General features: G+C 44.0%; 10 protein-coding genes. 4 read left to right on the top strand and 6 right to left on the bottom strand.

What is annotated here, in order from left to right:
• Positions 1-7 precede the first annotated feature (7 nt).
• The 4 genes from nqrE (at position 8) to nqrM (ending at position 3,254) form a co-directional block, all read left to right on the top strand.
• A complete protein-coding gene (gene nqrE, locus CW749_RS15290) occupies positions 8-604 on the top strand; it encodes an NADH:ubiquinone reductase (Na(+)-transporting) subunit E (RefSeq protein ID WP_006957944.1) in 597 nt (198 codons plus the stop codon).
• A 17-nt stretch (positions 605-621) separates the two neighbouring features.
• Positions 622-1,845 (top strand): NADH:ubiquinone reductase (Na(+)-transporting) subunit F, encoded by a 1,224-nt coding sequence (gene nqrF / locus CW749_RS15285; protein ID WP_101113137.1) that lies wholly within the window; start codon positions 622-624, stop codon positions 1,843-1,845.
• A 155-nt stretch (positions 1,846-2,000) separates the two neighbouring features.
• Positions 2,001-3,005: an FAD:protein FMN transferase gene (locus tag CW749_RS15280; RefSeq protein ID WP_101113136.1), complete on the top strand. Its 1,005-nt coding sequence runs from the start codon at positions 2,001-2,003 to the stop codon at positions 3,003-3,005.
• Positions 3,006-3,020: 15 nt separating this feature from the next.
• On the top strand, positions 3,021-3,254 hold the full coding sequence (gene nqrM / locus CW749_RS15275; RefSeq protein WP_101113135.1) for a (Na+)-NQR maturation NqrM: 234 nt from the start codon (positions 3,021-3,023) through the stop codon (positions 3,252-3,254).
• A gap of 175 nt (positions 3,255-3,429) precedes the next feature.
• Here the strand turns inward: nqrM and CW749_RS15270 are convergent, their stop codons facing one another.
• From CW749_RS15270 to CW749_RS15245, 6 genes are all read right to left on the bottom strand, one after another.
• Positions 3,430-3,804 carry a hypothetical protein gene (locus CW749_RS15270; protein WP_101113134.1) on the bottom strand — a complete coding sequence of 125 codons (375 nt, stop codon included), beginning with the start codon at positions 3,802-3,804 and terminating at the stop codon, positions 3,430-3,432.
• Between the two features lie 9 nt (positions 3,805-3,813).
• Positions 3,814-7,776 (bottom strand): AsmA family protein, encoded by a 3,963-nt coding sequence (locus CW749_RS15265; protein ID WP_180958419.1) that lies wholly within the window; start codon positions 7,774-7,776, stop codon positions 3,814-3,816.
• Positions 7,777-7,961: 185 nt separating this feature from the next.
• The gene (locus CW749_RS15260) at positions 7,962-8,606 is read right to left on the bottom strand and encodes a flagellar motor protein MotB (RefSeq protein ID WP_101113132.1); all 645 of its coding nucleotides are present in this window, start codon (positions 8,604-8,606) and stop codon (positions 7,962-7,964) included.
• Positions 8,607-8,608: 2 nt separating this feature from the next.
• Positions 8,609-9,388, bottom strand: a complete 780-nt coding sequence (locus tag CW749_RS15255; protein ID WP_101113131.1) for a MotA/TolQ/ExbB proton channel family protein — start codon at positions 9,386-9,388, stop codon at positions 8,609-8,611.
• On the bottom strand, positions 9,388-11,232 hold the full coding sequence (locus tag CW749_RS15250) for a FliG C-terminal domain-containing protein (RefSeq protein WP_237322462.1): 1,845 nt from the start codon (positions 11,230-11,232) through the stop codon (positions 9,388-9,390). The genes CW749_RS15255 and CW749_RS15250 overlap by 1 nt, the downstream gene beginning before the upstream one ends.
• Positions 11,232-11,819: a tetratricopeptide repeat protein gene (locus tag CW749_RS15245; RefSeq protein ID WP_101113129.1), complete on the bottom strand. Its 588-nt coding sequence runs from the start codon at positions 11,817-11,819 to the stop codon at positions 11,232-11,234. Before CW749_RS15245 ends, CW749_RS15250 begins: the two co-directional genes overlap by 1 nt.

Raw genomic sequence — 11,819 nt, 5'->3', positions numbered from 1 at the left:
GGTCGTCATGGAACATTATATTAGTCTGCTAGTTAAATCGATTTTCATCGAAAACATGGCACTGTCTTTCTTCTTGGGTATGTGTACATTCCTTGCGGTATCCAAGAAAGTTAAGACTTCTTTTGGCTTAGGTGTCGCTGTTGTCGTAGTACTTACTATCGCAGTACCAGTAAACAACTTGGTTTACAACCTTGTGCTTAAAGAGAACGCTCTGGTTGAAGGTGTTGACCTGAGCTTCCTGAACTTCATTACCTTCATTGGTGTAATTGCAGCATTGGTACAGATTCTAGAGATGGTTTTAGACCGTTTCTTCCCACCTCTGTACAACGCACTGGGTATTTTCCTTCCGTTGATCACAGTTAACTGTGCAATCTTCGGTGGTGTATCTTTCATGGTGCAGCGTGATTACAACTTTGCTGAGTCCGTCGTGTACGGTTTCGGTTCTGGTGTAGGTTGGATGCTTGCTATCGTTGCGTTAGCAGGTATTCGTGAGAAGATGAAGTACTCAGACGTTCCTCCAGGTTTACGTGGTCTTGGTATCACATTTATCTCTGTAGGTCTGATGGCACTGGGCTTCATGTCATTCTCTGGTGTTCAACTGTAAGGCATAAGGAATAGTCAATGGACATTATTCTTGGTGTAGTGATGTTTACACTGATTGTTCTAGCCCTAGTTTTGGTTATTTTATTTGCCAAATCTAAGCTAGTACCAACAGGTGACATTACCATTTCCGTAAACGGCGATCCTGAAAAAGCGATCGTTTCTCAACCAGGTAGCAAGCTGCTAAGTTCTCTTGCTGGCGCTGGTGTATTCGTTTCATCTGCTTGTGGTGGCGGTGGCTCTTGTGGTCAGTGTCGTGTGAAAGTGAAATCTGGTGGTGGTGACATTCTACCAACAGAACTTGATCACATTACTAAAGGTGAAGCCCGTGAAGGTGAGCGTCTGGCTTGTCAGGTGGCAGTGAAAACTGACATGGACATCGAGCTTCCAGAAGAAATCTTCGGCGTTAAAAAGTGGGAATGTACGGTTATCTCTAACGATAACAAAGCGACATTCATCAAAGAACTTAAGATTCAGATCCCTGATGGCGAGTCAGTACCTTTCCGTGCTGGTGGTTACATTCAAATCGAAGCGCCAGTTCACCACGTGAAATACGCTGATTACGATATTCCTGACGAATACCGTGAAGACTGGGACAAGTTCAACCTGTTCCGTTATGAGTCTAAAGTGAACGAAGAAACCATTCGTGCTTACTCAATGGCTAACTACCCTGAAGAAGAAGGCATTATTATGCTGAACGTGCGTATCGCTACGCCGCCGCCTAATAATCCTGATGTACCACCTGGTATCATGTCTTCGTACATTTGGTCTCTTAAAGAAGGTGACAAGTGTACGATCTCTGGTCCGTTTGGTGAGTTCTTCGCGAAAGACACGGATGCTGAAATGGTATTCGTTGGTGGTGGTGCTGGTATGGCGCCAATGCGTTCGCATATCTTCGATCAGCTTAAGCGTCTGAACTCTAGCCGTAAGATGTCATTCTGGTACGGTGCACGTTCTAAGCGTGAGATGTTCTACGTAGAAGACTTTGATGGCCTGCAATCTGAAAACGATAACTTCGTTTGGCACTGTGCTCTATCAGATCCAATGCCAGAAGATAACTGGGAAGGTTACACAGGCTTCATCCACAACGTATTGTACGAAAACTACCTGAAGGACCATGATGCTCCTGAAGATTGTGAGTACTACATGTGTGGTCCACCGATGATGAATGCGGCTGTTATCGGCATGCTGAAAGATCTTGGTGTAGAAGATGAAAACATCCTACTGGATGACTTCGGTGGCTAAACCCATCTAAGTGATTGATTTGTGGCTGACTCGTATGAGTCAGCCATTTATTTTTGTAAATCAAGTTGCTACAGAATAGTATCCAGAACAACAGACGCTAAAGTATTGGGTATTTTTCTCTATCAACTTAAATAATTATAAGCAGGAGTGAGCAAGTGAAATACTGGCTTGTTGTCTTAACTTCCTTATTGTTTCTAGCCGGTTGTAGCCAGCCGAAAGAACAAATCCACTTATCCGGTCCTACTATGGGAACGACTTACAATATTAAATATATTGAGGTCGATGGTGCGCCTGCATCTGCCGATATTAAGAAAGAAGTCGATAAATTACTGGAATTAGTGAATGACCAGATGTCGACATATCGCAAGGATTCAGAGCTTAGTCGTTTTAACCAATACAAAGGTAACGAAGCATTTGAGGTGTCCGCTGAAACTGCAATCGTAGTGAAAGAAGCGATTCGCCTGAATGAGCTTACTCGTGGTGCACTGGATGTGACTGTTGGTCCTCTCGTTAATTTATGGGGCTTTGGACCAGAAGCTCGACCGGAAGTGGTACCAAGTGATGAAGAACTGAGTGCTCGAAAAGCCATGACGGGAATATCACATTTAAGCGCGACTTCTACGACTCTGACAAAGACGCTGCCGGAGTTGTACGTTGACCTTTCTACCATTGCAAAAGGTTGGGGGGTAGACGTTGTTGCCAATTATGTTGAGTCGCTAGGCATTCACAATTATATGGTTGAAATTGGTGGTGAGATTCGCTTAAAAGGTGTAAATCAAAGCGAAGAAGCATGGCGAATTGCTATTGAAAAGCCTTCAACCACAGAGCGTGCGATTCAAGAAATTATCGAACCTGGTGATATGGCAATTGCTACTTCAGGTGACTACCGAAATTATTTTGAAAAGGATGGTATTCGATACTCGCATATTATCAACCCACAATCAGGAAAGCCGATCGACCATAAAGTGGTCTCGGTTACGGTGCTTCACCCTTCTAGTATGACAGCTGATGGCTTATCTACTGGTATTATGGTGTTAGGTGAAGACGCTGGTCTGGAAATCGCGAACGAAAATGACCTTGCCGTTATGATCATTGTAAAAACAGAGCAGGGGTTCGAAGAAAATTATTCAGACGCATTTAAGAAGTATTTAAATAAATAATAGGAGTCGTGAGCAATGGCTACGTTTATCGTTACATTTGGATTTTTCTTGGCAATTGTCACCGCCATGTCTGTCGGTTACATTTTCCAAAAGAAAGTCGTTAAAGGAAGTTGTGGCGGCTTAGATGCTGTCGGCATTGATAAAGTGTGTAACTGCCCAGAACCTTGTGATGCGCGTAAAAAGCGTGAAGCACGCGAGGCAATACGCGCTGAAAAAATTGCTGCTTGGGAAAAAGATAAAATTCTCTAAGCTCTTTAGCTTAAGAAGCAGATAAAATCGAAGATGTTAAAAGCTCAGCCATTGCTGAGCTTTTTGTTTTCAGAGAGAGACGACTGTGCGTATTGTGGTTACTTAAAGAAGTAATAAGTAAAAGAGCCATTAGAAACCAATCTGTTATCCCGAGTTCAGGTTAAATAGGCAAGATTTAAATTGATGGACTGGTTAGCGTAACAGAATAGCGCCATGTCGCCCCGTTCTCTGTATTGACTTTCATGCGGGCATTTTTGCCATCGTTTGTGCTTAGCGTCAGCGTCGGCAACGCCAAAGAACTTGGACCACCTTTTTCATTACAGGTAACACTGCCAGTTAGCTCCACATTGCCTAAGGAATCTGGCGTTATCTTCGCGAGGAATTTACAGTTTCCCGATACGGCTGCTCCCCATTCATTCGCTTCTAGAAACGCTTCAAAATAGTGGCGTTGACCCTGTTGCTCTAGCGTAATAGACGCCTTGTAGTCAAAATTGGCTGCCGCCGGAAAGCTGGCAGCGACCAATAATAAACACATCACCTGAATGTTCATTCTTCACCTTTACTTCGTGATCGGGGTTCCACGCGAAATCATTTCACACAGATGGCTTCCATCGCTATCTAGCGGTTTTTCAACTAGCCAACGAATCGGTGAAATAACAGGGCTGGTAGTGAAGCGTACAGACGTTTCTAAAATGGCAGAAAATGGCACACTCAAATCAAAGTCTTCAAAATTACCGGAAACTTCAATCGGTGTTTGAAGGCTGAATATCTGGGCTGATTTGGGTCTTGGAGCGAGATAAAGGTCAAACGTCCTATCTGAGTAAGAGGCTGAAAAGTTGCCATTTACTTGAATACGCGTAGTGTCCAATAACAAATCTCGCTGCTGCAAATCACCATTTGTAATATCAAAACCACCAGCCACGCAATTCAGAACCGATTCCTGTTCTTTAGTAAAACTAGGCAGTATTGCATCGGTAAGATTGACAGCCCAAAGGTCGATTAAGTCCGCTTCAAACTCTTGTGGCCAAATAGAAAAACCAATAAACCCATTCGCGTTATTCATAAGACTATCAGGAGTGTTGGCCAAACTGGTCAAATTAAAGTAAGTACTGAGATTTCCGCCCATATCTGTCTTATTATCGATACGTCTAGCGATGACACCGTAGTCAAAATGATGCACTTGCCCTTGAATCGCGATATCGAACTGGTCTTGCTGAGCTTCAATTTGTCCAGCTAAAGACACCGATCCACCAGGAATACTGATTTTTAAAGGAGAGACTCGTAATTTTCCATCCAATAGCGATAGCTTCGCGGATGTTGCGCCTAACCAATCATCACCTGAACGAACATTACTTACTTCTAAACTCATTTCCACGTTTGCCCATGATAAGCCTTCAGGGCTCACGATAAGCGGTTGTGTTGTGTTTTCTTTAACCGTTGGTTTATGATTTGAGGCTTCTTGGTTAGCCGCATTCGGTATCCAAGCTTTCCAATTACCCACTTTAAAGTCGTCCATTTGAATTAACGATGATGACAGGCTTAGTGCTATATCAGGACGAGAATATTTCCCTAATGGGCGTAATTGCCCAGTACCAATAAGTTCACTCTCACCAACATTGAGGATAAGTTGTTGTAATTGGTATTGAACGTCATCTAGCGATAACTTGGCCGATAAATCTATTGGACCATAAGGCGGAAGCTTGACCCCTGTGAATTCGTTAAGTCTCTCCAAATTAGGAACAGCCGCGTTTAATTGAAGCTCCAATTGAGTGAAATCCAAGGGTAGTGCAATGTCCGTTGAGGCTTCGATTTTTATGTCACCAAGGGTGAAAAGGAGATTAGCAGGTAAGCTTTCTGATAGCCTATTGGCTTCTTTTAGAGATACCGATTGGATGCTCAGTGTTGTTTTTTTATCCTGTACGGATCCGGTCAATAACAGCTCTGTGTTGAGCTCTGGTCCTGTATGGAAACGTCCTTCCGAGATGCGAATGTCCATCGATTTTCCGGTATAGATATCCGGAACCTTGAGATACCCGCCTTCAAGTACAGCTTGTACTTGAGTCATCTCCATAAACTCAAGTAACGTTTTTCCTGAAAGCGTTAAGCTTATTCGGGCACTATCTAATGCCATATCCATATCATCGGCGATACCAAAGCTTTGGGCGATCGCGGCAATATTTGGTGAGTCAGCTTTAAGGTTAAGTGTTGAGGATATTTGAGCAGCGTTGATGCTAACAGCAAGATCGCCTGTCATTAGATTGTCGGCGAGGTGCATTGAAAACGGTGCTGGTTTCATTATGCCGTTTCGAAGCTTCCCCGAAAAGGTGATGTGTTTGAGGCTTTGATTGGACCATCGCATATCACCGACATTTAGGTTGATATCTGCATCGACAATATTTATGTCGTTACTCAAGATTGGAACGGAAAGGTTGACCCCTTGAGTTGGTATGGCTTGTTCTACTTCAGGTAACGTTTCTTCTTGTGCTAGCAATGCGAGTTGATTGAAATCCAATTTGGAAAAATCAGCATCAATGTCCACAAATGACTGTTTAGGGTCATTTAACCATTTGAGCGCTAACGTCCCTCTACTGTCCATAACGCGAAGGTTTTGAGTAGACAGTGTCAGCAACTCATTTTGATGTTCTAAGGTCGCATTGAGCTTTAGAGGGCCGCTAGCCCCTGACTGCGTACCTAACCAAGGTGAAAGCTTTGAGATATTCGGGCTCGATATGTCTAGCTTAAATTGGCTGCCAACTTGCCAGCGTGTTTCAGGGAGAGAGCCAAACGCGTGAATATTCAGTATTGGGCTGTCTAATGTGATGGTCGTTTCCCAATCCCGCTTGTTGATAATATCTGACAGTGCACCCGCTTTAGCTGTGATGGTCGCAGGCACACCTTGGAGGTTACCGCGAATATCGACATCGACTGGTTGATTCATTCCTGCTTCGAATCGCGCTTTCTCAATGGCAAACTTTGCACCTTCTGTCCAAGATATAGCGGCATTATCCAATGCGAAAGCAAGGTGGCTGTTGTCTATCCACTCCTTAAGTTTGGTGCCTTCAGTTTGGACACTCAGTAACGCACTTTCAAGGTGACCCTCCGCTTCTTCGATACCCGCCAGCCAATGAGCAAGTTCACCAAGTGGGGAGTCTTGAGCACCAAGCTCTATATTTAACGTTGAAGACCATTCTGTTGCGTCAATTGATGCCTTTCCTCGGAAAGGAACTTGAGCGATATCGGCAGAAATGGGGGCGTTCAATGTGCCTTTTTCACCAACGACGGCGAGGGATAAACGTTTTATTTCTGTACCGAGACCTAATATTTCTCCTATGGAGACCGACAGATTGGTTTGGGTAGAGACTAGCCATTGATCAAGAGCTTGTTGTAATGGGGATTTTTGCTGCGGAGCCGACGCATAACCCATCATTTGCTGTTCTGGCTCTGGTTGGAGCCAAGGCTTAAGATCGATCACAGGAATCGTGAGTTTGCCATCAATGGTGTTAACGTCACCAAGTGCAATGTCCAGATACCCTTCTGCTTGTGTGATAGGGCTATCCACGTTAAGCGACTTAACGTGCAGTGCGCCCTGTTTTGCCGATATATCAGCGGAGATACTAAGCGGAGCTATATGATAGACATCGAGCCCCAGCAAGGCTTCAATAGGTTGTGTGTCGAGCCAGTCTAATTGGATGTTTGCCGTTGAAAGCGCTTTCCCGTTTGGTTGAATATTGGAATTGAATTCCAGAGAAGCGCCTGCGAAATGGCCTTTGACATCAAGGGAGCCTGTTTGGGCATTGAGGAGCTTTTCAATTTCACCCGTGACACTCAGGTTGTACTCTTGACCTAATGCTGCCCCTTTGGTGTTGAGATGCCAAATTTTATCATCTTTGGTTAAATCAAATTCATCCAGAAACCAATCCACATAAGTTTGGGTATTCTGATCTTCGTAAATCACGCTCAAGCTTTTGGCTACGGCTTTCTCGCCGAGTTTGACCGTCCAATGCGCTAACTTGCTATCTGAGTTGAAATTGCTGTCTGAATTTAAACTGCTCTCTGAATTCTCGCTGTTTTCTTGTGCCACTCTGGTTGTTTGGGGAGTAATAGATTCTGCCTGCTTTCCAATTACCCAGTTTTCATTGCCATTCATATCTTTTGCTAGATAGAGATGGATCCCTTCCAAATCTATGTAATCAATGAACAGTGTGTTTTCGAATAAGGGGAATATCGCCACTTTTGCTGAAGCGTGCCCCACACGCAGTAGCGGTTGCCACTCTATTGAAGGAATATTCGCGACTTCAATATTGTTGATTTCCAACTCAGGTCTAAACGATACATGAAATCGGATATCACCATCAATTTTGACAGAACGATTGATTTGGCTTTCGAGAATATGGGTGATTTTTTGCTTATGCGGCGTCAGGTTTATGTTGAACCCAATGGTAAGCGCGATAGCCAGCATGGCGACAAGTGAAAGAAGGGCTATACCCAAATATTTCAGGGTACGAAGCAGAAAAAATGGCATTCTAGTTTTGGTTGCTGTTGGCGTATTCATAGCACGTTATACGATGTGTCTGATGTCATATTAGGCGCAAAGGACAATAGCACAGACCCAAGCAAAAATATAAAGTTATACCCAAGTAACCTCACCCTTAGGATCCTATAGAGAGATTACTTTGGTATATGATCGCGACAATGACAGTGTTGTACCTAGTGCCGAGTACTGCGTTTGATGTAAATGCTAACGCGACGATTGGCTTTCCTCTGAGCAGCGAGTTCTTTTGAATCTGATATTGTTGGGTAGGTATCTGCGTACGCAACAGCGCTCAGTTTTGTCTTGTCGACTGACAAGGAAATCAGCTGTTTTGTCACCCTGATTGCTCTTGCACCGGAAAGCTCCCAGTTGCTATCAAATTGGGCATTATGAATAGGTAAGTCATCTGTATGACCTTCGACGACAATTTCCTTTCCGTCTAGGTTTGTATTTTCTATGGATGACGCAAAAATAGTTAAAAGCCGAACGCCTTCATTACTTAACGTTGCAGAACCTTCTTCGTAAAGAGCTTCTGTATCGAAATCCACTTTAATTCCATCAGGCATTTTCGTTAAGGAGATAGGCACATGCTCAGTCGATTGCTCTAGGGTTTGAATGAGCTGGGTCATTGGCATCTCGGCTTTTCGGTTTGATAGCGCGCTCCAACTGGCTTTCAGTTCTTCAAACTTGCCTTGATCGATTTGAGATGTCGCGAGAATAACGATGAAAAAAGTCATCAAAAGTGTAATGAAATCACTGTATGTTACTAGCCAGTCATTTTCTTCTCGGACATCAACACCACTCTGTCTTCTACGCGGCATAACTAGGATTCCAGACGTTTCTTGGGAGGGAGATAGCTGTTCATTGAGTCTTTGATGTGCAAATCAGGCTGCTTTTCCGTCATCATCACAAAGGCTTGGATCTGCATATCTCGACGGTGAAAATTGTCGTCAGATTTACGCCTAACATTGATTGCTGACGGTTTGAACAAAGCCTGAGCAAGTAGAGTGCCGTATAACGTTGTAAGTAGGGCAATCGCCAGCCCTTTCCCCATGGTAGCCATGTCCCCATCTAAGCTATCCAGCATAACAATCAACCCAACCAGTGTGCCTATCATGCCAAATGCAGGAGAGAAATTTGCCATGGTACTCAACACATTGGCGGGTTGTGCTTCCTGCACTCGCTGGCTTTCGTTACTTTCATCAAGCAAGTTACGAAGTGCCTTCCCTTTGTATCCCGTCCCTAATAGTTCTATGGCCATTGCAATGAAAGGGTCTTTTAATTCTTTATTCGTTAAGGCTTTCTCCAAGCCAGCAATGCCTTCGATGCGATACACCTTGTTCCATTCTAGTGAGCGAACGATAGAAGAGTGCTTCAGTTTGGTTTCATTCCTACCATCAAACAAGCTGGCTATAACCGCTTGAATAGCTTTAAAGAAAAGGGGATAAGAGTAACTAATTAAAGCCGCAGTTGATGTCCCCCCTGCAACAATAAGAAGGCTGGAAACACTCACAAAGAGCCAATAATTGTCGGTGCTTGATACTACAGCAGTCATTAATACTGCAACAGAAAACAGCCATCCCGTAATGGTGCTCAAAGACATTAGACTAGCCCCTCTAACTCACTCATTTTAAACTTATTTTCTTCTAACGCTTGACGCATGACTCTCACAATATTTTGTTTTGCAGCGTTTCTATCTTGTTCGTTGACGTCCGTTGCAATCTCTAACTCACTGATTACCATATTTACGTAGCGGTCTGGGCAGCCTGAAATTAGCGCTTTTACGCGTTCCACTGGCATATCTGAAAAGGCATAAGCAAGCGTTTGGGCGTCAAGGTTTCGGATATGATTGCTAATGATTTGTGTCGGTGTTCGCCAAATATCATCAAAGCTATAAAAACGTTGTTTTAGTTGTACATAAGCACCCGGAGAGGTTTCTTTTAACTGGCTTAATAGGTCGTTTTGCTTGGTGATACTTAACCCATCGAGGATTTGAGTCAAAACAAAAGGACCGTCGGTAGGTAGCGTTCTAAAGTCTGGAATGGATTGCGCTTTCGTCGCCAATGAAGAAGCAACATCATTAAAAGCAGTCATAGGCAGAGTGTCTAACCTTGCGATTTCCATAGCCAATTCAGCCTGACGTTCCATTGGGTATAGAGAAAGCAGCGCTGCAGAATTCTCGGAAGAAAGTTGGCTAATCACCATAGCCTGTATACGCTCAGGCTCATTCTCCAACAGCCAGCGGATTTGGTTGATGGACAGGGTCTCGAGAAAATCAAATGGTTGTGACTTGCGGGTTGAATGTGCGTGAGGGTTTGAGTCGACAAGAAGTTGCTTGAAAGCTGCAACGTGTTTGGCTACTTGCTCGCGATCATTTGGGTTTTGTTCCAAATAACTTATATAGCTAGGTATCTGAGAAGTCAGGCTAGGGTACATCGTGGTGAACATTGCTCTCCCAAGCTCTTGATAGACGCAAGCAAACATAGGCAGATTTTGTTCGTTCAAACTGAGCTTTTTAATGACCTGATCGACTTGATGGGGCTCGCTTAAGCTGAATTTTACTAACTCTTGGCGACACGCCTCGTGTTCATAATACTGATGAGAAATTAAGGGCTCTGTTTGCACTGGAGATGCAGGATGAGGAGCGTTTTGAGCATCACTATCTGGTTTTGTTGAGCGAGAACGAATAACCATAATGATTAGAGTCAGTACCGCTAAGCCAAGTGCAATGAGCGCTAGCCAAACGTAATCTTGCCAAAATGCTCTCTCCTGAATTTGAGTACTGTCGTTGTTGGGAACCTCAAAGACAGTGCGGATGATGTCCAGCGAATCGCCTCTAAGTGGGTTGTAATCCACTTTTTGAATCAGAAGTTTTTTAAGGAGCTGCTCATTTTCGCTGCTCACTTTTTCGTCCAATAATAGCGTTACGGACAACTTGTTGATTTCAGTAGAGAGAGGTTTGGCTTCCCTTTGGTTTTTGCTGATATTAGCCGTTGGGGCGGGTGCAGGCGTATTTTGCTGGGGGGAAGGCGCTGGCTGAGCTATGGGCTGAACTGGAACCTCAATGTTCTCTTTGGCGGGTATGCCGCTTAATCCAGGCAGTTCAGGGACGAATTCAGGTACTCTTCGAACAGGTGCGGCAATGGTTGTCGTTCTTTGAGGTGCTCCAGTTTGATCGGCTTTAGTTTCGGTTGTATTGGCTGCAGGTACATTAGCTGCAGGTGCGTTGATTTCCGAATTTCCTGTACTCCCCTTTAGTACGAACTCCGATTGAATGGTCAAGACATGCTTGTTGGGTCCTATGATGCGTTCAATATCATCATTGATACGCGCTTCTAATCTCGCTGAGAATTCAAGCGCTTGGATCTCACTGGATGATTGCGCGATGCTCAAGCCAGATATACAAAAAGGCAGAATGAAGGCAAATTTAACTAATGGGTTCATCATTATTTTTCCAGCCATTTCATCATTCGTTTTACTTCAGGAAGGTCAGGGTTATGCTTCAACGCTTGTTGCCAAGCAATGATGGCATCTTCTACTTTGCCCAGTTTGTAAAGAACACTCCCCTTTGTCGCTAGAATGTTTTCTGGTGTTTCTGTTAGTGGTTGGGCTTGTTCAAGTAGAGTCAGTGCGGCATTAAAATCTCCTTTCACTGCATTTTCTTGAGCTTCTAATTTGAGTGCGAGTGACCTCGCTTCATTGAATGGAGATACAGACTTCTCTCCATTTTCTTCTTGATAGGGTACGTCATCTTCAGTCGGTGGGGCAGCTTCCTCAGGAAGAGGAAATGATGACTCTTTCTGAGACTCGTTGGTGTATATGGGCTCAGCACTGTCTGTTTCGATGGTTAACACCATATCCGGATCAGACAAATCAAATTGCACACCTGATTCATACTGGTTGCCCTGCATGTGTATGGTTATCTTTCCATCTTTCATTGCAACTCGTTGTTGAGTTTCTGGTTGAGATGCTGATTCAGCCCAAGCGGTACTTGTCAGCAAAAATAGACAAGCACAAAGGATTGTATTCTTCAT

This window comes from Vibrio sp. vnigr-6D03, assembly GCF_002835515.1.
Taxonomy (GTDB): Bacteria; Pseudomonadota; Gammaproteobacteria; order Enterobacterales; family Vibrionaceae; genus Vibrio; species Vibrio penaeicida.
This window is presented reverse-complemented; position numbering and strand designations above follow the sequence as displayed.